Here is a 20,656-nt window from a genome sequence, read left to right as displayed (position 1 = left end):
GATCACTTCACGCTCGCCGTCTGAACCCGGGGCGTCGCGACCGTGGAGACGGCCACGCTCTTCGGCGGCTGCGCGGGCGCGTGTCCATCCTGCTCGCGCTGGAGTTCGTAGTAATGCAGATTGTCCTGCACCGACGCCTTCGGCAGATCGCGCGACAGGATCGCGGCGGCCGCGTCCTCGTTGCCGAGCAGGCCATATGCGAGCGCGAGATTCTGGCGCGCTTGCGGCGGCGCGGCGGGAAAGCGCGTCACGTCGAGCAGCACGTTCGCGCCCTGACGCGGATCGCCCGACAGCGTGAGCGACAAGCCGAGATTCACCGACAGCATCGGATCGCCCGGATTGGCGCTCAGCGCCTCGCGCAGCAAAGCCTGCGCATGCGCGTGATCGCCCGAAAGATCGAGCGCCGCGCCAAGGCCCGCGCACGCCAGCGGATCGTTCGGCATGATGGCGAGGACACGGTGATAAGTGGCGATGGCGTCGGCGAAGCGGCGTTGATGGATCGCCACGCGCGCGATGCCGATCAGCGGCGGCGTCGCCTTCGGGTCGATCAGGCTCGCGCGCTGATAGAAGACGCCGGCGCGCGTGTAGTCGCCCACGCCGTACAGCGTGTTGCCGAGACCCGTCAGGCCGGGCACGGATTTCGGGTCGGCCTGCAGGATCTTCTCGTACAGCGAGGTCGCAAGCTCGAAGTTGTTCGATTCGAGCGCGGTGTCGGCGATGCGCAGTTCGCTCATCGTGCTCGGCGCGGAATTGCGCAGCACGGGGCGCGTCTCGCTGACCTGACGCACGGTCGTCGTGCAGCCGGTGGCGGCCAGCACGAGTGCGAGCATGGAAGCGAATCCCGCGATACGCGCGGTACGTTGGATGGATGACTTCATTTGTTTCCCGCGATGAACGCAAGCAACTGAATAACGGCAGGACCCGCCGCGATCGCGATGATGGCGGGAAGAATGAACAGCATCATCGGCACGACCATCTTCGGCGCGAGCTTCGCGGCCTTCTCTTCGAGCGACACGATGTGCGCGACGCGCTCGGTGCGCGAAAGCGTGCGCAGCGCCTGCGTGATCGGCGTGCCGTAACGCATCGATTGCGTGAGCGTCGAGATGAGCGCGCGGATCGACGGCAAATCGATGCGCTCGGCCAGATTGTTGAGCGCGCGCGTGCTGTCGCCGGAGAGCTTGAGTTCGTCGGCGGCGAGCGAGAACTCGTCGGACAGCGGCGGACAAATCGTCTTCAACTCGTCGGCGACGCGCCGGATCGACACGCCCAGACTGTTGCCCGCGTTCGTGCAGATGACGAGCAGATCGAGCGCATCGGGCAGGCAGCCGGCCATCTTCTTGCGGCGGCGCGACGCCCTGAACGCGACCACGTACTCCGGCACGATCATGCCGACGATGAACACCATCAGCATGGCGATGCCGCGCGCGGCCGGATAAGCGCCGACCATCGGAATGCGCGAGCCGAGCATCACGGTGGCGGCCGCGCAGGCCAGCCCGCAGAAGAACTTCACCGCCAGCAGGATCGACACCGCGAGGTTGCTGCGATAGCCGCTCTTCACCATTTCCTTCTGCAGCTTGAGGCGATACTTCGCATCGAAGAGCGGAATCTTGTCGCCGATGCGCGCGAGCCGGCGCAACACGCGCTCGCGCCGCGTCGACGTTTCGCCGTCGTCTTGCGCCGCCGCGGCGCTGTCGCTGCGATGCGTGGCGGCCGCCATGCGCGCGCGCTCGGCGATGCGCCCGCGCGTGCCGCCGTGCTTGGTCGCCCACCAAACGGCGAGCGCGGCGAACAGGCCGAACAGCATCAGCAGATTGATGAGGGTTTCGATTTCGTTCTGGTTCATCGCGAGGTATCGAGTTTCGACATCTTGCCGATCACGATCAGGCCCATGACGATGGAGACGACCCCGAACGTGAGCAGGTTGTTGCCTGTTTCGGTGTTGAACAGCACCATCAGATACGAGCGGTTGAGCGCGTACATCGACCCCATGATGATCACGGGAATGGCTGCGAGAATCTTCGTCGTGATGCGCGCCTCGCCCGTCAGCGCACGGGTCTTCTGGCGGATCTCGCGGCGCGTGCGCACGATGCTCGACAGGTTCTCCAGCGTCTCACCGAGCTGGCCGCCGGTCTCACGCTGCAGCAACAGACATACGCAAAAGAACGAGAAGTCCGCGATCTCGATGCGCCGCATCGTCACCTTGAGCACTTCGTCCAGATCGAGGCCGACCTGCAACGAGTCGGCCATCAACTGAAACTCGCTTTTCAGCGGCTCGCGGCATTCGCTCGCCGCCGAGCCGATCACCTGCGTTACCGGCACGCCCGCACGCACCGCGCGCACGATCATGTCGATGACATCGGGAAAGCCATCCAGAAAGCGCTTGCGAAAGCGCTCCACGAGGAAGCGATACGACTGCATGAGCGCGAGCACGGGCAGGCCGATCAGGACGAGCGGCCGCAGAAGATCCGGCATCGGCACGAAGCGGTTGATCACCACGGCGACGAGTTCGCCCGCGAGCGCCGCGACGGTCACGATGCGCACGCCGTTCGCGCCCGCGACGGTGCGCAGGCGCGCCAAGCGCGGCCCGGTCCAGCGTGTAAACGCGTTGTCGTTGCGATTGACCTGGAAGATGTCGAGATCGAGCTTGTTGGCCTGCCCCGCGTTCGTACCGTGACCCGCGAACGACTTCTGCATGCGCTGGCGAATGCGCGACGGCGGCTGGTTGTCGCGCATGTCCTGCACGACGACGATCATCACGCCGAACAGCACCACGCAGACGAACGAAGCGATGGTGACGAGGTTGACGAGGTTCATGGCTTCATCGCTTCCAGAAGCGCATCTTCCAGGCCGTAGTACGCGGCGCGCTGCGCGAAGGCCGGACGCACGGCGGCGGTCTCGAAAACGCCCTTCACTTCCTCGCTGTACGCGCTCGCGTCGTAGCGGAACGTGAACAGATCCTGCGTGATGATCACATCGCCTTCCATGCCGACCAGCTCGGTAATCCGCGTGATGCGCCGCATGCCGTCACGCATGCGCTCGATCTGCACGATGAAGTGCACGGCGCTCGCAATCTGCCTGCGGATCGACAGTAGCGGCAGGTTGCCGTTCGCCATCATCACCATCGACTCCAGACGCGTGATGCCGTCGCGCGGCGTGTTCGCGTGGATCGTGGTCATCGAACCGTCGTGGCCGGTGTTCATCGCCTGCAGCACGTCGAAGGCTTCGGCGCCGCGCGTTTCGCCGAGAATGATGCGGTCCGGGCGCATGCGCAGCGCATTGCGCACGAGATCGCGCTGCGTCACCGCGCCGAGACCTTCGGCGTTCTCGGGCCGCGTCTCCAGACTCACGACGTGCGGCTGCACGAGTTGCAGTTCGGCCGCATCCTCGATCGTCACCGTGCGCTCGCCGTGACCGATGAAATGCGACAGCGCGTTGAGCAGCGTCGTCTTGCCCGAGCCCGTGCCGCCCGACACGATGATGTTGAGGCGGCATGTGCTCGCGAGCTTGAGCACGGTCGCCATTTGCGCGGACATGTTGCCCTGCGTCGCCATGCGATGCAGCGTGATGTTGCGCTTCGAGAACTTTCGAATGGAGATCGACGCGCCGTGAATCGCGAGCGGCGGCAGCACGACGTTCACGCGGCTGCCGTCGGCGAGACGCGCATCGACCATCGGGCTGCTTTCGTCGACACGCCGGCCGACGCCCGCCGCGATGCGCTGCGCGACGTTGACCACGTGCGCGTTGTCGCGGAACTTGCAGTTGGTCAGTTCCAGCCGGCCGTGCCGCTCGACCCAGACCTGATCGGGGCCGTTGACGAGCACGTCGGTGATGGTTTCATCGGCGAGCAAGGGTTCGATCGGACCGAGGCCGAACATGTCGTTCAGCAGTTCGCCGACAATCTGCACCTGCTCCGAAATCGTGATGTTCAGACGCTCGCGCTCCGCGACGTCGAGCACCAGCGTTTCGACCGCCGGCTTCATCTGCTCGCGCGTCTTGCCGACCGCGGCCGACGGATTCATCGCCGCGAACACGCCCGCGCGGATCGTCCTGAAGAGATCGGAGCGGACCAGCGTTTCACTGCCGTCCGAGGGCTGCGCGCGCGTGGGCGCCGGGGCGGGCGCGGCGGCCTGCTTCTCCACGAGCGAAAGCGGCGGCGCCTCGCTCGGCGGCTGTCCGTTCGCGCCGTCCTGAAGTTCGGACGGCGGCTCTGCGCGCGCCTGCTTTTGCCCGAACATCACGCCCTCCGCAGCTTGAACTTGCTGAGGAACGTGCGCTCGACCGTCGCGTGCTGACCGGTCAGATCGTTGGCGATCCGCGCGATGGTCTGCGTGAAGCCGTTCTGCGCGCGCTCGACCGGCGCCTCGCCGAGGTTCTCGGCGGTCGCGAGCGCCTTCGGTTCGAACTGCACTTCGTGCAGCACGGTGCGGCCGATCGCCGTCATGAAATCGGCCGGCTGCACCTTGCCGGCGCTCGCGGCATTCGGATTGTTGAGCACCACGGATGTCGGCGGATTGTTGTCGCGGTCCTCGATATAGCGCAGCATGCGGATCGTCTCGCGCGTCGAATGCACCGAGCGGTCCGCGACGAGATACACGCGCGAGGCGTGGTCGAAGGCTTCAGCGGCGAGCGGGCCGCTCGGATCGCCGATATCGAGAATCACGTAGTGGAAGCTGTCGCACAGCAGCTCGACCACGCGGCGCAGCGCGCCCGGCTCGAACTGCTTTGCCGCGCCGTAGTCGATATCCGCCGAGAGGATGAACAACCGGCTGCCGTTCGAGACCAGCGTGCGTTCCACATATTGCGGATCGAGCCGATGCACGTTCTGCAGCACGTCGACGAGGCCGTTGTTGCTCTGCATGCCGAGCATGCTGTTGGCGGCGCCGCCGCACAGCTTCAGGTCGACATACGCGACCCGGCGATGCGTGTCCTCGGCCAGATAGCGCGCGAGATTGAGCGCGAGCGTGGTCACGCCGACGCCGCCTCGCGCGCCCGCGAACGCAATCGTCTTGCCGGCGCGCGCCAGCGTCACCGGGCTCACTTTGCCCTCGGACACGTTGACGGTGCGCTTGAGCAACTCGACGGTCAGCGGCTTGACGAGATAGTCGCGCACGCCGATCTTGAGCAGGCTGCGGAACAGGCCGACGTCGTTGCGCTCGCCGATCGCGACGACCTGCACCGACGGCTCGCACACTTCCGCGAGACGGCCGAGGTCGGAGAGCGGCATCACCGACGCTTCGAGGTCGACGAGCAGAAAGAGCGGCGAGCGCTCGATCTTCGACAGATGCGCGATGGCATCGTCCACGTTGCCCACGGCGATGTGCACATGCGGCATCGCCTGTTCGAGCACGAAGCTCTTCAGGACCTGCTCGGTCTTGCGGTCCGCCACGAACGCGATGAAGTCGGCAATCCGGACGCCCTGCTTGCCTTTGAAGAAGCTGATCTCAGTGGTGCTCATGTTCTCGGTCCGTGAAGGCGCTAGTTCGAATCGCGCGTCGACGACTTGTCGAGCGGAGTCACGTGGCCGGTTTCATAGCGGCGCATCGCGCTGGCGGCGGTCGCGCCGTCGGCGGGGCCGAGCGGCTGCGGCGCGACGATATCGGCCGGATGCGCGAGTTGCGCCGCGAGGTTCGTGTAGGTCGCGCAGCCCCACTGCATCGACGGGCGATGCTTGCCGGCGTCGGTCAGGATCGCGGGGCGCGAGAGCGTGGCGCAATCGGGCGGCACGGCACCCGTGCCGTCATAACCGATCACCGAATCGTTGGGCATGTTGCGCGGCGGCTGGAAGCACCCGGAAAGGCCGCACGCGAGCGCGAGCAGCACGGCGAGTGTCGAATAGCGGGTCGGACGAAGTGCATGTTTCATGACTGGGCGCTCAATAAACGTAGCCGGCCGCGCCGACGAGACGCGGTTCGGATGCGGACGGCTGCGCGCCCGCCTTGCGCTGGAAGCTGTATTCGACATCGCTCGACGGCGAGATCAGCGAGTCGAGCGGCGAACGCAGCTTCCCGGGATCGGTCGGCTCGACGAGATAAGGCGTCACCATGATCACCAGTTCGGTCTTGTTGTTCTGATAGTTCGACGACGAGAACAGTTTGCCGAGCACCGGAATCGAACCGACGCCGGGAATCTGCGAGACGATGTCGGTGGTATTGCTCTGCAACAGCCCGCCGATCGCGAAGCTCTGTCCGCTCGCGAGCTCGACGGTCGTGTCGGCGCGACGCACCGAAAGGCCCGGCACAGTCACGCCGCCGGTCGTCACGCTCGCGGTCGAGTCGATCTGGCTCACTTCCGGGCGCACCTTCAGGCTGATGCGCCGCTCGTTGAGCACGGTCGGCGTGAAGTCGAGCTTGACGCCGAACTGCTTGAACTCGACCGCGATCGCGCCGTTGGTCTGCGAGACCGGAATCGGGAACTCGCCGCCCGCGAGGAAGCTCGCGGTCTGGCCGGACATCGCGACGAGATTCGGCTCGGCGAGCACGGTGAGCAGACCTTCCTGATTGAGCGCGTCGATGAGCGCGCGGATATCGGTATTGGCCGTCCTGAAGCCCGCGAGAACCGAGAACGCGTTGTTCGACGCCAGGTTGATCGGATAGGTCACGCCGCCGTTCGCGCCGACGATCGGCTGGTTCAGGTTCTGGATCGCGCGGCCCGAGAAGAGTCCGCCGAGCCAGTTGCCCGAGGTGCCGAGCGCCTGCCAGTTGATGCCGAGCTGCTGCGTCACGTTGCGGTCCACTTCCGTGATGCGCACGCGCAACTGCACCTGAAGCGGACGGTCCACGGTCAGGCGGTTGATGAGCACTTCCTTGTCGCCGAGATACGGCGTGAGGGCCTGCTGAATCGCGTCGGCGTCGGCGGAAGTCGGCACCTGTCCCGCGATGAGCAGCGAGCCCTGGCCGGCGCTCGTCTGCAGGTTCAGGTTCGGAAAGCGCGCGGCGAGCATGTTGCGCAAGGAGAGCATGTCGCGCGCGACGATCACCGTGCGCTGAAGCAGCGTCTTGTTGCCCGCGCCGAGCACGTACAACGTGGTCGTGCCGTTCTTCTTGCCGAGCACGAACACGGTCTTGGGCGAAGGCACATGCACGTCCGCGATCGACGGATCGGCGACGAACACCGAAGTCGCGTCTTCGGGCAGGCGCAGCATCGTGCCCTTGCCCGCGTCGAGCATGAGCGCGCCCTGACCGGTCTCGGCGGCCGGCGCGGCAAGCGCGGTCCGTGCGAGCGCCGGATTGCGCACGCGAGCCTGCGCGATCTGAATGGCGGGCGACGCATCGTTGTCCGGCTTGACGGACATGACCGGCTGCGCCGCCTGGACGGACGCGGCCAGCAGCATGCCGGCGCACGCGAGCGCGATTCGCGCGCTCCGTCTTTCGATGCTGCTCAAGTCCAACTGCGTTCTCATGAGATTCGATCCTGGCACTGTGCTGCCGTGACTTGCTGCTGCTCTATATTCGGCGCCGCGTACTGCTGCTTAATGCTGCGTTGTGCATCGGCGCGCGGGATGCGTGGCGATGCTTATCGGGCCGGCACGGTCGGAATCGGCGGCGCGCCGTCCGAAGCACCGCCGACTTGCGCGACCGTCGCGGCGGCTTCGCTCTTCTCCGAACCGCGATAGATCGTGACGGGGCGCGCGGGCGCGGGCACGTGAACCGGCGCGCTCGTCTGCGTCTGACGCGAGCGCGGCAGATCGCGCACGGCGCGCGAGATATCGCCCGCCCAGATCGGTGCGTGCTGCGCGGACGATGCGGCCACCGCGGCGATCGCCGAGGCGTTCGGATCGCGCGAATCGGTCGCGAAACTGCGCAGCGCGAGCGAGAGCGAACCGAGGCGCGCCGCGACGGCGACGACCTCGCCCATGCGCGGCGTCACTTCGAGCGTGACGGTGCGGGCGCGCGCGACAACCTCAGTGGAGTCGCCATTGTTCTTGGGCCGCTTGATCTCGGAGCCGACGGCCAGCACGCGCACGTGCTCGACCACGGTTTCGCTCGATACGGCGAGGTCCGGCGAATCGGTGCGGCGCTCCATTTGCTGCGTCAGTAACAGGTCGACGTAATCGCCCGGCTGAATCAGACCCGCGTTGCCGGAGACGTCGTCGACCGCGACCGAGACGGCGCGCATGTCCGGCTTGAGCGTCGCGGCGAGAAAGCCCGGCGCGTTCGGCAGAAAGACGTCGGCGGTGGTCAGTACCGCGCCGCTCTCGACCGGATGACGCAACAGCGCGCCCTTGATGTCGGGCGCGTCTTGCGCGCCGGAGATGATCGCGTTGGGCGGAATCTGGCTGGCGGGCATCACTTTCCAGGCGAGATCTTCGTCGCGCAGGAGCAGACCCTGAGGCAGTTCGGCGGCGCTCACCTGCACCTTCTCGGTGGTAACGGGGCGATTGGTCGGGCGCGAAGCGCTCGCGACCACGGCGCGCACGATGAGCGCGATGAGCAAAGCGCCGACCAGAAGCACGGCGAACTTGATGATGTTGGACATGAGCGCGCCGTCCTATCGGATAGCAAAGAAAGGCATGAGCGCCGGCAACACGATCACGAGACCGCCGCCGAGCGCGAGGGCCACGCCGTACGGAACGCCGCGTGCGCCGGAAAACATCGCGAGCGCTCTCATGGGCATGAACCGTTGCACGGGGTCCATGTAGCGCGTCGCGAGACTGATGAGGGACACGAGCGTCCCGATCAGCGAAATCAGGGTTAAGGCGGGCAAGGACAACGCGAGGCCGGCCCAGAGAAAAATGACGGAGGCGAGTTTTGCATCGCCTCCGCCCAGCATTTTTACCGCGAACAACACGGCGCAGAGCAAGAACACGCCAACTGCGAGCAGCAGATGCACGATGACATCGTCGAGCGGCATGCGGCGTGCGAGGGCGTCGGCAAAGAAGAGCGCGCCAACCGCGAGCACGATTTTCGTCGGCAGGCGTCGGGAGCGCACGTCGATGACCGCGAGCCAGAGCAGCACGCAGAGCACGATCAGGCGAATGGCAAGAGACAGAAGCTGCACGATGGTCTCGTTCTATGGTGGGCGGGCGGTGTGATCCGTTCAGCCGGACAGTGGCGCCCGACCCAGTGGTCTACGTCTCTACGTCTATTAGCTGCCGCTGCCGCTGCTTTGTGCCGAGGAGACTTTGCTGAACAGGCCCGAGAACATCGTGCTGATGCTGCTGTTGAACGCGCTCGCCATTGCGCCCAGCGCCAGCACGACGATGCCGGCCAGGACTGCATATTCCATCGCGCTGACACCGCGCTCATCGCGCACGAATGCCTTCATCAATTTGCGCATTTTCTTTCCTTCAAGGGTTTGGGTAGGTGTGGACCCGGCAAAAAGGATTACCGGGCAGGACACATCCTAGCCATTGTGGAAAGAAATAACTTCGCGAATTAAAGGCCTGAAATGGCCTCTTTCCGAGCTTTAGAAACGGCTTGCGCGCGCTCTTGTCGGCAAAGAACTGAAAAACTTTAGAGGGTGGATTTCGCTTTTTTCTTTTGCCCGATCGGTCGGGCGGACGCTTGGTCGAATTTCGCGGTTCGGGCAAACTTCGAGAAAACGTTTGCGGATACCTGGGGAAATGCATCCGTAAGAAACGGCTCGCCGGACCATGAAAGTCCGGGGCCAGACGCCTCGCGCAGCGCGCGCGTCGTCGTGAAAACGCGAGATTACCTTTTATTACCCGGTTTTGTCACGTAGTTTGCGAAGCCCGCAAGAAAAATGTTACGGGCCGCTCGTCCATGTCTTGCCATGCAAGCTTAGCGATCGCGCCTGTCGTCTTGCGGAAAAGAAGGCATGTCGATATCGCTGCTCGCGGAGCGAAAGTTATCGCGCGCCTCTTGCGCAAGCTTCTCATAACGCTTGCGAAAAACCGTGAGTTCTTTCTCATCGAGTTCTTCGAGATCGAGCAGCGCGTTATGCGCCTTGTCGATTGCGCGAATGAGTTCGTCGAGCTTGATCTGCATCGCGGCGGTATCGCGATTCTGCGTGTTCTGGATAAGGAAGACCATCAAGAAAGTCACGATGGTCGTCGACGTATTGATGACGAGTTGCCATGTATCGCTGAAATGAAAGAGCGGCCCCGAGACGCCCCAGACGATCACGAGCAACACGGCGATGACGAAGGTCGACGCGTGGCCCGCCACTTGCGCCAGCGCATTCGAGAACCTGAGAAACCACGAAGTTTTCATTCGGCGTCTCCTGACTTGTAGCGCGGCTAGAATACCGCTTGTGAACAAAAAGCCCAAACCCATCGATTTCCTCGCGCCGTCCGAGATCGTCGCGCAACGCCTGATCGGCGCGATCGTCACCGTCGACGGTGTCGGCGGCCGCATCGTCGAAACGGAAGCCTATGATCGCGAAGATCCCGCCTCGCATAGCTTCTCCGGTCCGACGCCGCGCAATGCGGTAATGTTCGGGCCGCCCGCGCATGTCTATGTCTATCGCTCCTATGGCATTCACTGGTGCATGAACTTCGTGTGCCGTGAAGACGGTCATGGCGCGGGCGTGTTGATTCGCGCGATCGAGCCGCTCGTCGGCATCGATGAAATGCGCGAGCGGCGCGGCCTTACGCCGATCAAACTTCTATGCTCGGGGCCGGGCCGCGTCGCGCAAGCGCTCGGCATCACGCACAAGAACAATGGTATGTCCTTGCTCGAAGCGCCGTTTCAGATCGAGCCGCCCGAAGAAGATTTTGCTATCGTTCACGGGCCGCGCATCGGCATCAGCAAGGCGATGGACGTTCCGTGGCGCTTCGGGCTTGCCGGTTCGAAGTTCGTCAGCAAGCCCTTTCCCCAAGCGTGATACGTCACTGCGCCGGACGCAGCTTCTTCACTTCGTCATCGGATGGCTGCACGCTCGCGCCATCGACATAACGGAACGACGTCATCACGCCCTTGCCGTCCTTCTGGCCCGTTACGCCGACATACGCGCCCATAGTCGATTGATTGTCCTGCTTGCGGTACGTGATCGGACCGAACGGCGTATCGACCGGCAAGCCCTTGAATGCGGCGGCGAGCTTGTCGGCATCGGGCGAGCCCGCTTTCTTCAGGCCGTTGGCGATCGACATCATCGCCGTATAACCCACGACCGATCCGAGGCGCGGATAGTCGTGATACTTCGCCTCGTAAGCGGCGACGAACTTCTTGTTCTCCGGCGTATCGATCGAATACCACGGATAACCTGTCACGATCCAGCCGACCGGCGCTTCCTTGCCGAGCGGATCGAGATAGTCCGGCTCGCCCGTCAGAAGCGACACGACCGCGCGATCCTTGAACAAGCCGCGCGTATTGCCTTCACGCACGAACTTGCCGAGATCCGCGCTGAACAGCACATTGAAAATGGCGTCGGGCTTCGCGTCCGCGAGCGCTTGCGTGACCGCGCCCGCATCGACGTTGCCGAGCGGCGTCGCCTGCTCCGCGACGAACTCGACATCCGGTTGCGCCGCTTTCAACAAGCGCTTGAATGTGGCCACCGCCGATTGCCCGTACTCGTAATTCGGATAGACGAGCGCCCAGCGCTTCTTCTTAAGTTTCGCGGCTTCGGGCACGAGCATCGCGACCTGCATGTAAGTCGACGGGCGCAGCCGATATGTGTACTTGTTGCCGTCCTGCCATACGATCTTGTCGGTGAGCGGCTCGGCCGCGAGGAAGAAGATGCGCCTTTGCTTCGCGTAATCCGCGAGCGCGAGACCCGTATTCGACAGATAACCGCCGAACAATAACTTCACCTGCTCGCGCGTGACCAGCTCTTGCGCGACGCGAACGGTATCGCCGGGATTGCCGTTGTCATCGCGCGAGACGACTTCGAGCTTGTTGCCGTCGATGCCGCCTGCCGCATTGATCTCGTCGAGCGCGAGATTCCAGCCGTTCCTGTACGGCATGAGAAACGCAGGCTGCGCCTTGTAGCTATTGATCTCGCCGATCTTGATGGTATCGGCGTGCGCGGCGAAGGCCATGCCCGCTGCGATGGCGGTCACGGTCAGGTGCATGCCTGCACGAATCGTCATTTAATCTTCTCCTCTTCCAATGTATGGCTTGCTTTAGACACCTAGAAATTCGCGGCGCGCGGCATCGTCGCCGGCGAATGCGTTCATCGCGCCTTCATGACGAATCTGCCCTTTTTCCAGCACATAAACGCGATCGCTTACGAGTTCCGCGAAGTGCAGATTCTGTTCCGACAGCAGTATCGCGAGCCCTTCGCGCTTCAGTTCGAGAATCATATCGGCCATTTGTTCGACGATCAGAGGCGCGACGCCTTCCGATGGTTCGTCGAGCAGCACGAGGCGCGGATTGCCCATCAGTGTGCGCGATACGGTCAACATCTGCTGCTCGCCGCCGCTCATGCGACTCGCGCGGCGGTTGCGCATTTCGCCGAGATTCGGGAACACGCGAAAAAGCTTTTCAGGCGTCCACGACGGCGCGTTCTCACGCGGCGGCTGGCGACCCGCGTCGAGATTCTCCATCACGGTGAGATCGCCGAACACGCGGCGATCCTCGGGCACATAACCCAGACCTCTTCGCGCGATACGATGCGGCGCCATGCCCGCGATGTCTTCGCCCGCGAACGACACCGCGCCCGATATGCGCGGCAAAAGACCCATCACGGCTTTCATCGTGGTCGATTTGCCCGCGCCGTTGCGGCCCATCAGCGCGACCACTTCGCCGCGACCGACTTCGAAGCCGACATCGAACAATATCTGCGCGCGGCCATAGAACGCGTTCAGCGCATCGACTTTCAGCAGCGTCATGACGATGCTCCCGCGCTCAGCGCCGCACGCGGCGAGAACGACGCGCCCGTGCCGAGATAGACCTCGCGCACGCGTGCATCGTTGCGGATCGTGTCGGCATCGCCTTGCGCGATGAGGCGGCCGCGCGCGAGCACGATCAACCTGTCCGCATGGGAGAACACCACGTCCATGCTGTGCTCGGTGAACAGCACGCCGATGTTGCGCTCCTTCGCGAGACGCGCGGTGAGCGCCATGAGCTCGTTGCGTTCCTGCGGCGCCATGCCCGCGGTCGGTTCGTCCATCAACAATAGCTTTGGACGGTTCGCCAGCGCGATCGCGAGTTCGACCCGCTTCACGTCGCCGTATGCGAGCACCGCGCAACTGCGGCGCGCATGCGTCGCCATGCCGACGAGATCGAGCAACGCCATCGCCTCGTCTTCCTTCCATGACGCGACGCGACTGAAAAGCCTGTAGATGCGCCGATCGTGCGACAACAACGCCATCTGAACGTTTTCGAGCACGGTCATCGAGTTGAAGGTCGCGGCGATCTGAAACGTGCGCCCCACGCCGCGACGCCAGATATCGCGCGGACGCATGCCCGCGATATCGTGACCGTCGAGGCGGATCTCGCCCGCGGTCGGTTCGAGCTGACCGTTGATCATGTTGAAGCACGTCGACTTGCCCGCGCCGTTCGGCCCGATGAGCGCGAGCAACTGACCCGCTTCGAGATCGAAGGAAACGTCGTCGATAGCCTGCACGCCGTCGAATGACTTCGAGAGATGCGCGACGGACAGCAAGCTCATTGCGCCTCCCTGAAGAAGCGCTCGCGCACGAAACCCGCGATGCCTTGCGGAAACGCGATGACCAGCACGAGGATCGCGCCGCCGAGCAGCGCCTGCCAGTAGTCGGTCTGACGCGCGACGGTATCTTGCAGCCAGGTGAACACGCTCGCGCCGACGATCGGACCGGCGAGCGTCTGGATGCCGCCGAGCAGGACCATCACGAGGCCATCGACGGAGCGGCCCACGCTGATCGCTTCGGGCGAGATGTTGCCTTTGGAAAACGCATAGAGCGAGCCCGCGAATCCGCATACGAGCGCCGCCACGACGAATGCGACCCACTGCACGCGCGCGACGTTCACGCCGATGGCTTCGGCGCGCAACGGCGAATCGCGGCCCGCGCGCATCGCGAGACCAAGCGGCGAGAAAAGCATGCGCCGCAGAAGCCATACGCCGATCACGGCAAAGACGAGCGTGAGGTAATAGAACGCGACGGGAGATGAGAGCCACGGCGACGGCCAGATGCCCAGAATGCCGTTGCTGCCGCCCGTCACCGCGTCCCACTGAAAGACGACCGACCAGACGATCTGCGCGAACGCGAGCGTGAGCATCGCGAGATACACGCCCGACAAGCGCACGCAAAACCAGCCGAACACGATCGCGCCAATGCCGGCGATGAGCGGCCCGAGCACGAGCGCTGCTTCCATCGGCAACGCGAACACTTTGAGGAACAGCGCCGCGCCGTATGCGCCGAGACCGAAATACGCCGCGTGGCCGAACGAGTGCATGCCGCCCGGTCCCATGATGAAGTGCAGGCTCGCGGCGAACAGCACCGCGATCATGATCTCGACGAACAACACGGGGATGTACGGAAACGCATCGGCGGCGAGCGGCGCGAGCGCAAGCGCGATCACAAAGACAACAGCGGCGATCTTCATGTTGCGCGTGGCCGGACGCAACGGCTGATCCGCCGGCGCGGCGGAACGCGCGATCGTCTGCGCGCGTCCGAAAAGTCCCCACGGACGCAGCACAAGCACGACGGCCATCACGACGAACTCCGCGACAAGCGTGAACTTCGACAGCGAGAAGCCGATGCCCATGATCGATATCTGCCCTATGCCGATGCACATCGCCTTGATCTCGGCGATCAGGAGCGCCGCGACGAACGCGCCAGGAATCGAGCCCATGCCGCCGACCACGACGACGACGAACGCATTGCCGATGGTCTCGATATCGAGCGAAAGATTCGCCGACATGCGCGGCACCTGCAGCGCCCCGCCGAGTCCCGCGAGCATCGCGCCGACGAAGAACACGCCGGTGAAGAGCCACGCCTGATTGACGCCGAGCGCGCCGAGCATCTCGCGATCCGCGCTCGCCGCGCGCACGAGCGTGCCCCAGCGCGTGCGCGTGAGCGCATACCAGAGCGCAAACAGCACGAGCGGGCCGATGGCGATCAACGCGAGATCGTAAGTGGGCACTGCATGACCGAGCATCTGTACGGCGCCTTCGAGATGCGGCGCGCGCGGGCCGAACAGATCCTCCGGTCCCCATAGCCGCAGCACGGCATCGCGAATGATCAGCACGAGCGCGAATGTGGCAAGCAGATGAAACAACTCGGGCGCGCGATAGATGCGCCTCAGCACACTCACTTCGATCGCCGCGCCGATCGCGCCGACCAGCAGCGCCGCGCCCGCGACCGATGCCCAGAAGCCCGCGACGCTTTCGCCGAAGCGGCTCGTCAGGCTATAGGCGACATACACGCCGAGCATATAGAGCGAGCCGTGCGCGAAGTTGACGATGCGCGTGACGCCGAAGATGAGCGACAGCCCTGAAGCGACGAGAAAGAGCGCGCAGGCGTCGGCGAGGCCATTGACGAGTTGAACGAGCAGGTTGGAGAGCATCGGCTCTATGGGCATTTCGACTGAAAGAGCCGACATTATCGATGAATTGAGCAATAGTCTCCTTGCATAACAAAATAGTCACGCGCGCGACCCATGGAAAAAACGTATTGACGGCGTTTATGTCTCGTATACGCTGACTGAAGGGCCATTGTGGTTATCGGCAATTGCTCTGCAAATCCACTCGACCAACGAGTCTTATCGTGAACGTCCAAAGCCCTCTGGCACGCTGGAGCCGTAACTCCCGCGCCGATCGCTGCGGCAAGCTTCCCGATCGCCGCTTCCTATCGGTTCTGACCGTCCTCTCTCGCCGCTGCGTGCGGCGTCACAACGCCATTTCCGCGCGCGCGTTCATCGCCGTGCATTGCGTCGGCGCGGCTTCGCTGCTGCCGTAGCGCCTCTCTTCGTTTTCTCGACGCTCAAGTACGGGTCCGCGCGCGTGCGCCTCTACGCATGAACGCGCGCGCCTTCCTTCTTCGCGCCATTGCGATACATAGCAAAGGCCGTGGAAGCCTGCGCCTCTTCGAAACACGAGAACGAAAATGGAACGCATCGACGAATTCCTGCGAAAGCATCGCATCACCGAAGTTGAAGCAATCATTCCCGACATGGCGGGCACCGCGCGCGGCAAGATCATTCCGCGCAGCAAGTTCGAATCCGGCGAAGCGATGCGCCTGCCGCAAGCCGTGATGATCCAGACCGTGACGGGCGACTATCCCGTCGATGGCAGCTTCACCGGCGTCACCGATCCCGACATGGTCTGCGTGCCCGACCCCGCGACGATCCGCCTGATTCCGTGGGCCACCGATCCGACCGCGCAAGTTATCCACGATTGCGTGCATTTCGACGGCACGCCTGTGGCCATATCGCCGCGCCGCGTGCTGCGGGAAGTGCTGAGCAAATTCGCATCGAAGGGCTGGCGGCCTGTCGTCGCGCCCGAACTCGAATTCTTTCTCGTCGATATGAATCGCGATCCCGATCTGCCCTTGCAACCGCCCGTGGGCAGAACCGGGCGCGCGGAAACGGGACGTCAGGCGTATTCGATCGATGCTGTCAACGAGTTCGATCCACTCTTCGAAGACATCTACGAATACTGCGAGGTGCAGGAACTCGAAGTGGATACGCTGATTCATGAAGTCGGCGCGGCGCAGATGGAAATCAATTTCCTGCACGGCGATCCGCTCAATCTCGCGGACCGCGTGTTTCTTTTCAAACGCACCGTGCGAGAAGCGGCGCTGCGCCACAAGATGTATGCGACGTTCATGGCGAAGCCGATGGAAAACGAGCCGGGTTCGGCCATGCACGTGCATCAGAGTGTCGTCGATGAAGAAACCGGACGCAATCTTTTCACGAACCGCGAAGGCGAAGCGACAGAACTTTTTCATAGCTATATCGCCGGCCTGCAGAAGTACACGCCCGCGCTCATGCCGATCTTCGCGCCGTATATCAATTCTTATCGCAGGCTATCGCGCTTCATGGCCGCGCCGATCAATGTGCAATGGGGCTATGACAACCGCACCGTCGGGTTTCGCGTGCCGCATTCGTCGCCGCAGGCACGGCGTATCGAGAACCGCATACCGGGCGTCGACTGCAATCCCTATCTCGCGATCGCCGCCACGCTCGCAGCGGGTTATCTCGGCATGACGCAACATCTCGAACCGACCGCACCGCTCGCGAGCGATGGTTATCGACAGCCTTATCAGTTGCCGCGCAATCTCGACGAAGGCCTCACGCTAATGGGCGCTTGCGAGCCGCTTGCCGAGATGTTCGGCGAGAAGTTCGTGCGCGCCTATCTCGCGCTGAAGGAGACCGAATACGAAGCGTTCTTCCGCGTGATCAGTTCGTGGGAACGCAAGCATTTGCTTCTGCACGTTTGAAAGGAGACGACGACATGAACGATCGAATCGATTCGACGGCGCATTACCGCGCGCTCGACGCCGCGCATCATATGCATCCTTTCTCCGACATGGGCGCGCTCAATCGTACGGGCAGCCGCGTGATCGTGAAAGCCGAAGGCGTGTATCTGTGGGACTCGGAAGGCAATCGCATCATCGACGGCATGGCGGGGTTATGGTGCGTGAACGTCGGATATGGACGCCGCGAACTCGCCGATGCCGCGCTGAAACAGATGCAGGAACTGCCCTACTACAACACCTTCTTCAAGACGACTCATCCGCCGGTAGTGGAATTGTCCGCGCTGCTCGCGGAGTTGGCGCCTTCTAAGTTCAACCGCTTTCTCTATTGCAACAGCGGCTCGGAAGCCAACGATACGGCGCTGCGCGCGGTGCATCGCTATTGGGCCGTGCAAGGTCAGCCGAAGAAACGTCATGTCATCGCGCGCACGAACGCCTATCACGGTTCGACCATCGCGGGCGCCACGCTCGGCGGCATGAGCTACATGCACGAGCAGATGCCTTCGAAGATGGAACACGTCGCGCATATCGATCAGCCTTACTGGTTCGGCGAAGGCGGCGCGATGAATGCCGAAGCCTTCGGCCTCGCGCGTGCGCGTCAGCTAGAAGCCAAGATCCTCGAACTCGGTGCGGATAACGTCGCCGCGTTCATCGGCGAGCCTTTTCAGGGCGCGGGCGGCGTGATCTTTCCGCCATCGGGATATTGGCCTGAAGTCGAACGCATCTGCCGCAAGCATGATGTGCTTTTGATTGCCGACGAAGTTATCGGCGGATTCGGGCGCACGGGCGAATGGTTCGCGCACGAGCACTTCGGTTTCGAGCCGGATGTCATCACGATGGCAAAAGGTCTGACGAGCGGCTACGTGCCGATGGGCGCCGTTGCACTCTCGGATCGCATCGCGGACCCAATCGTGCAGAACGGCGAGTTCAATCACGGCTTCACCTATTCGGGACATCCGGTCGCGGCCGCGGCGGCGGTGGCGAATCTGAAGTTATTGCGCGACGAAGGCATTGTCGCGCGCGTGAAGCACGATGCGGGGCCGTACTTCCAGAAGCGATTGCGAGAAGCGCTGGGCGATCATCCGATCGTCGGTGAAATTGCGGGCGTGGGACTCGTCGCGGGCATTCAGCTTGCCGAAGATCGTGCGACGAGAAAGCGCTTCGCCAATGGCGACGATATCGGCGCGATGTGTCGCGACTTCTGCTTCGCGAGCAACCTCGTGATGCGCGCGAGCCACGACCGCATGTTGCTGTCGCCGCCGCTCGTCGTCACGCATGACGAGATAGACGAGATCGTCGACCGCGCCAGCGCGGCGATCGACGCCACCGCGCGCGCGATTACGCGCGCCGCGTAGCAAAGTATTCCGCCGCCATGTGCCTGAAGGCCGTGACGGCGGGATTGTCCTGATCGGTGCGCCACGCCATGCTCATTTCGGCCTGAACGGTATTGCCGGCAATTTCCCTGAACTCGACATTGTCGTAGTGAAATCGTTGCGACGACGCCGGCAGAATCGAAACGCCCAGCCCCGCGCGCACGAGCGAAAGAATGGTCGGCGTCTGATCGATGTATTGCGTGAAGTGCGGCTTCACTTCATCGGCGATGAGCATGCCCAGGATGCGGTCGTGGAAATATTTTCCGTGCGTGGGCGAATGCATGATGAACGCCTGCTCATGCAACTGACTGAGTTCGAGTCGTTCGAAGCGGCACAGCGCGTGTCCCGCGGGCAGCGCGACGATCATCGGCTCACGGTCGACGAGAAGGAACTCGACTTTCTGCCGCGAAGGCAACGGCCGCATGAAGCCGAGATCGATCGCGTTCGCCTCGAAAGCTTCGATCTGCGCGACGGAGATCATTTCGAGCAGCACGACATCGATATCGGGCAAATCGCGCTTCGCCGCGACGAGCAATTCCGGTATCAGTTCATAGCCCGCCGCGCCCGTGAAGCCGATGCGCACGCGCCCGGTCTTGCCCTTGCTCGCGCGCCTCACGGTGCTCTCGGCTTGCTCGGAAAGATTGAGCAGGCGCGTCGCATCGGCGAGAAACACGCGCCCTTCGGGCGTCAGCCTGACCGTGCGGCCGACGCGCTCGAATAGCTTCACACCGAGATTTTCTTCGAGCAGATGAATCTGTCTGGAAAGCGGCGGCTGCGTCATGTTGAGCAGCGAAGCCGCGCGCCTGAAGTTCAGTTCCGTCGCGGCCGCGACGAAGCAACGCACTTGTCCGAGATCGAGCATTCGTAATCGACGTTGATGTGATAGCCGACCATTATATGTTCGTCCCGAGCGAGTTCATGCGCGTGCGTCAGGTCGTGAGGCTGCCTTCGGGGCGTTGCCCCGCGAGAGCCTGAGCGAGACTTGCGAGCACCATCTCGCCCATCGCCGTGCGCGATTCGACCGTTGCGCTCGCGCGATGCGCCTGCAGCACGACGCGATCCATGCCGAACAATTCGGCGGGCACATTCGGTTCGTCGACGAACACGTCGAGGCCCGCGCCCGCGATCACGCCGCGCGACAGCGCTTCGACGAGATCGCTTTCCACCACGAGCTTGCCGCGTGCGATGTTGATGAGATAGCCGTCCTTGCCCAATGCATCGAACACGGCGGCGTCCACGATGCCCTGCGCTTTATCGGCTGCGGCGGCGAGCACGAGAATGTCGCTTTCACGCGCGAGCGACAACAGGTCCGGCACGAAGCGATAGTCGATATCGTGCATCTCGCGCACGTCCGTATAAGAGATCGGGCAACCGAACGCGACCGCGCGCTGCGCAATCGCACGGCCCACCTTGCCGAGCCCGACGATACCCACGCGCTTGCCGCTGAAACGGCGCGACAACGGAATCGCGCTCGGGCTCGGATTCTTCAGCCACTTTCCGGTCTTCACGAAATCGTTCCCGGGACAGATCTCGCGCAGTGTCGTCAGGATCAGACCGATGGCGAGATCGGCGACATCCTCGGTCAACGCGCCGAATGTGCCCGTTACCGGAAGGCCGCGCGAACGAGCGAATTGCAGGTCGACCGCATCGGTGCCAACGCCGTTCACCGCGATAACCTGCAATGCGGGCAAGCGCCCGATAAGATCGTTAGAGATGCCCGTATGCCCGCCCGTGATCACGCCGCGAATCGATGCGCCGTGCTCGCGGATATACGCGTCCTTATCTTCCTGCTCGAACAGGCGATGCATCGTATAGAGCGCATTCAGCTTTTCGTTGATGGCGGGTACGAGGATAGGGTTCAGTTGCAGAATGCTCGGCTTCAATTCGCGTGCTCCGTGGTGTTCGTTTCCCATGTGGAGCGGATGATGTCGGGTTTCGCCGATAACGTCCAATCCCAAAAGGCTATCAATTGATCCACGAATGG

21 protein-coding genes are annotated in these 20,656 nt (G+C 63.3%); 4 read left to right on the top strand and 17 right to left on the bottom strand.

The genetic code is table 11. From position 1 onward, the window contains the following. Positions 1-2: 2 nt before the first annotated feature. The 11 genes from AWB82_RS04120 to AWB82_RS04070 form a co-directional block, all read right to left on the bottom strand. Complete coding sequence (locus AWB82_RS04120; RefSeq protein WP_086965881.1) at positions 3-878, bottom strand: tetratricopeptide repeat protein; 876 nt, start codon at positions 876-878, stop codon at positions 3-5. Next, a complete protein-coding gene (locus AWB82_RS04115) occupies positions 875-1,843 on the bottom strand; it encodes a type II secretion system F family protein (RefSeq protein ID WP_086965880.1) in 969 nt (322 codons plus the stop codon). The genes AWB82_RS04120 and AWB82_RS04115 overlap by 4 nt, the downstream gene beginning before the upstream one ends. Beyond that, complete coding sequence (locus AWB82_RS04110) at positions 1,840-2,814, bottom strand: type II secretion system F family protein (RefSeq protein ID WP_086965879.1); 975 nt, start codon at positions 2,812-2,814, stop codon at positions 1,840-1,842. The genes AWB82_RS04115 and AWB82_RS04110 overlap by 4 nt, the downstream gene beginning before the upstream one ends. After that, positions 2,811-4,235, bottom strand: coding sequence for a CpaF family protein (locus tag AWB82_RS04105; protein WP_086965878.1), 1,425 nt, complete (start codon positions 4,233-4,235; stop codon positions 2,811-2,813). The genes AWB82_RS04110 and AWB82_RS04105 overlap by 4 nt, the downstream gene beginning before the upstream one ends. After that, the gene (locus tag AWB82_RS04100; RefSeq protein WP_086965877.1) at positions 4,235-5,455 is read right to left on the bottom strand and encodes an AAA family ATPase; all 1,221 of its coding nucleotides are present in this window, start codon (positions 5,453-5,455) and stop codon (positions 4,235-4,237) included. Before AWB82_RS04100 ends, AWB82_RS04105 begins: the two co-directional genes overlap by 1 nt. Before the next feature lie 20 nt (positions 5,456-5,475). After that, positions 5,476-5,862, bottom strand: a complete 387-nt coding sequence (locus AWB82_RS04095; protein WP_086965876.1) for a CpaD family pilus assembly lipoprotein — start codon at positions 5,860-5,862, stop codon at positions 5,476-5,478. 10 nt (positions 5,863-5,872) lie between these two features. Further along, positions 5,873-7,399, bottom strand: coding sequence for a type II and III secretion system protein family protein (locus tag AWB82_RS04090; RefSeq protein ID WP_086965875.1), 1,527 nt, complete (start codon positions 7,397-7,399; stop codon positions 5,873-5,875). Between the two features lie 113 nt (positions 7,400-7,512). Continuing rightward, positions 7,513-8,475, bottom strand: coding sequence for a Flp pilus assembly protein CpaB (gene cpaB, locus AWB82_RS04085; RefSeq protein WP_086965874.1), 963 nt, complete (start codon positions 8,473-8,475; stop codon positions 7,513-7,515). Between the two features lie 12 nt (positions 8,476-8,487). Then, positions 8,488-8,997: an A24 family peptidase gene (locus AWB82_RS04080; RefSeq protein WP_086965873.1), complete on the bottom strand. Its 510-nt coding sequence runs from the start codon at positions 8,995-8,997 to the stop codon at positions 8,488-8,490. Positions 8,998-9,084: 87 nt separating this feature from the next. Beyond that, positions 9,085-9,276, bottom strand: a complete 192-nt coding sequence (locus AWB82_RS04075) for a Flp family type IVb pilin (RefSeq protein ID WP_086965872.1) — start codon at positions 9,274-9,276, stop codon at positions 9,085-9,087. 464 nt (positions 9,277-9,740) lie between these two features. After that, complete coding sequence (locus AWB82_RS04070; protein ID WP_086965871.1) at positions 9,741-10,172, bottom strand: low affinity iron permease family protein; 432 nt, start codon at positions 10,170-10,172, stop codon at positions 9,741-9,743. Positions 10,173-10,212: 40 nt separating this feature from the next. On the opposite strand from AWB82_RS04070, the gene AWB82_RS04065 reads away from it, so the two are divergent. Continuing rightward, positions 10,213-10,785 (top strand): DNA-3-methyladenine glycosylase, encoded by a 573-nt coding sequence (locus AWB82_RS04065; protein WP_086965870.1) that lies wholly within the window; start codon positions 10,213-10,215, stop codon positions 10,783-10,785. A gap of 4 nt (positions 10,786-10,789) precedes the next feature. Here AWB82_RS04065 and AWB82_RS04060 read toward each other — a convergent pair whose 3' ends face one another. From AWB82_RS04060 to AWB82_RS04045, 4 genes are read right to left on the bottom strand one after another with little or no spacing between them, the layout of a single operon-like run. After that, positions 10,790-11,989, bottom strand: a complete 1,200-nt coding sequence (locus tag AWB82_RS04060) for an ABC transporter substrate-binding protein (protein WP_086965869.1) — start codon at positions 11,987-11,989, stop codon at positions 10,790-10,792. A gap of 33 nt (positions 11,990-12,022) precedes the next feature. Next, complete coding sequence (locus AWB82_RS04055) at positions 12,023-12,730, bottom strand: ABC transporter ATP-binding protein (RefSeq protein WP_086965868.1); 708 nt, start codon at positions 12,728-12,730, stop codon at positions 12,023-12,025. Then, on the bottom strand, positions 12,727-13,512 hold the full coding sequence (locus tag AWB82_RS04050) for an ABC transporter ATP-binding protein (RefSeq protein ID WP_086965867.1): 786 nt from the start codon (positions 13,510-13,512) through the stop codon (positions 12,727-12,729). Before AWB82_RS04050 ends, AWB82_RS04055 begins: the two co-directional genes overlap by 4 nt. Next, positions 13,509-15,389, bottom strand: coding sequence for an ABC transporter permease (locus tag AWB82_RS04045; RefSeq protein ID WP_086965866.1), 1,881 nt, complete (start codon positions 15,387-15,389; stop codon positions 13,509-13,511). The genes AWB82_RS04050 and AWB82_RS04045 overlap by 4 nt, the downstream gene beginning before the upstream one ends. Positions 15,390-15,589: 200 nt before the next feature. Between AWB82_RS04045 and AWB82_RS04040 the strand changes: the two genes are divergently transcribed. The 3 genes from AWB82_RS04040 to AWB82_RS04030 all read left to right on the top strand — a co-directional run bounded on the left by AWB82_RS04040 (position 15,590) and on the right by AWB82_RS04030 (position 18,654). Next, on the top strand, positions 15,590-15,781 hold the full coding sequence (locus AWB82_RS04040; RefSeq protein WP_086965865.1) for a hypothetical protein: 192 nt from the start codon (positions 15,590-15,592) through the stop codon (positions 15,779-15,781). A gap of 147 nt (positions 15,782-15,928) precedes the next feature. Further along, entirely contained in the window at positions 15,929-17,263 is a 1,335-nt protein-coding gene (locus AWB82_RS04035) for a glutamine synthetase family protein (RefSeq protein ID WP_086965864.1), read from the top strand. 14 nt (positions 17,264-17,277) lie between these two features. Then, positions 17,278-18,654 (top strand): aspartate aminotransferase family protein, encoded by a 1,377-nt coding sequence (locus tag AWB82_RS04030; RefSeq protein WP_086965863.1) that lies wholly within the window; start codon positions 17,278-17,280, stop codon positions 18,652-18,654. Here the strand turns inward: AWB82_RS04030 and AWB82_RS04025 are convergent. After that, a complete protein-coding gene (locus AWB82_RS04025) occupies positions 18,638-19,534 on the bottom strand; it encodes a LysR substrate-binding domain-containing protein (RefSeq protein WP_086965862.1) in 897 nt (298 codons plus the stop codon). The two genes, AWB82_RS04030 and AWB82_RS04025, sit on opposite strands and share 17 nt — an antisense overlap. A gap of 67 nt (positions 19,535-19,601) precedes the next feature. Next, a complete protein-coding gene (locus AWB82_RS04020; RefSeq protein WP_086965985.1) occupies positions 19,602-20,555 on the bottom strand; it encodes a 2-hydroxyacid dehydrogenase in 954 nt (317 codons plus the stop codon). Positions 20,556-20,656: the final 101 nt, after the last annotated feature.

The organism is Caballeronia glebae (assembly GCF_001545035.1).
Lineage (GTDB): Bacteria > Pseudomonadota > Gammaproteobacteria > Burkholderiales > Burkholderiaceae > Caballeronia > Caballeronia glebae.
This window is presented reverse-complemented; position numbering and strand designations above follow the sequence as displayed.

Excerpts from the sequence above, each read along its gene's own strand:
- AWB82_RS04100 (WP_086965877.1), bottom strand. The coding sequence starts at position 5,455 with ATGAGCACCACTGAGATCAGCTTCTTCAAAGGCAAGCAGGGCGTCCGG.
- AWB82_RS04075 (WP_086965872.1), bottom strand. The coding sequence starts at position 9,276 with ATGCGCAAATTGATGAAGGCATTCGTGCGCGATGAGCGCGGTGTCAGC.
- AWB82_RS04030 (WP_086965863.1), top strand. The coding sequence starts at position 17,278 with ATGAACGATCGAATCGATTCGACGGCGCATTACCGCGCGCTCGACGCC.
- AWB82_RS04050 (WP_086965867.1), bottom strand. The coding sequence starts at position 13,512 with ATGAGCTTGCTGTCCGTCGCGCATCTCTCGAAGTCATTCGACGGCGTG.
- AWB82_RS04055 (WP_086965868.1), bottom strand. The coding sequence starts at position 12,730 with ATGACGCTGCTGAAAGTCGATGCGCTGAACGCGTTCTATGGCCGCGCG.
- AWB82_RS04120 (WP_086965881.1), bottom strand. The coding sequence starts at position 878 with ATGAAGTCATCCATCCAACGTACCGCGCGTATCGCGGGATTCGCTTCC.
- AWB82_RS04045 (WP_086965866.1), bottom strand. The coding sequence starts at position 15,389 with ATGCTCTCCAACCTGCTCGTTCAACTCGTCAATGGCCTCGCCGACGCC.
- AWB82_RS04070 (WP_086965871.1), bottom strand. The coding sequence starts at position 10,172 with ATGAAAACTTCGTGGTTTCTCAGGTTCTCGAATGCGCTGGCGCAAGTG.
- AWB82_RS04095 (WP_086965876.1), bottom strand. The coding sequence starts at position 5,862 with ATGAAACATGCACTTCGTCCGACCCGCTATTCGACACTCGCCGTGCTG.
- AWB82_RS04090 (WP_086965875.1), bottom strand. The coding sequence starts at position 7,399 with ATGAGAACGCAGTTGGACTTGAGCAGCATCGAAAGACGGAGCGCGCGA.
- AWB82_RS04035 (WP_086965864.1), top strand. The coding sequence starts at position 15,929 with ATGGAACGCATCGACGAATTCCTGCGAAAGCATCGCATCACCGAAGTT.
- AWB82_RS04110 (WP_086965879.1), bottom strand. The coding sequence starts at position 2,814 with ATGAACCTCGTCAACCTCGTCACCATCGCTTCGTTCGTCTGCGTGGTG.
- AWB82_RS04060 (WP_086965869.1), bottom strand. The coding sequence starts at position 11,989 with ATGACGATTCGTGCAGGCATGCACCTGACCGTGACCGCCATCGCAGCG.
- AWB82_RS04025 (WP_086965862.1), bottom strand. The coding sequence starts at position 19,534 with ATGCTCGATCTCGGACAAGTGCGTTGCTTCGTCGCGGCCGCGACGGAA.
- AWB82_RS04105 (WP_086965878.1), bottom strand. The coding sequence starts at position 4,235 with ATGTTCGGGCAAAAGCAGGCGCGCGCAGAGCCGCCGTCCGAACTTCAG.
- cpaB (WP_086965874.1), bottom strand. The coding sequence starts at position 8,475 with ATGTCCAACATCATCAAGTTCGCCGTGCTTCTGGTCGGCGCTTTGCTC.
- AWB82_RS04115 (WP_086965880.1), bottom strand. The coding sequence starts at position 1,843 with ATGAACCAGAACGAAATCGAAACCCTCATCAATCTGCTGATGCTGTTC.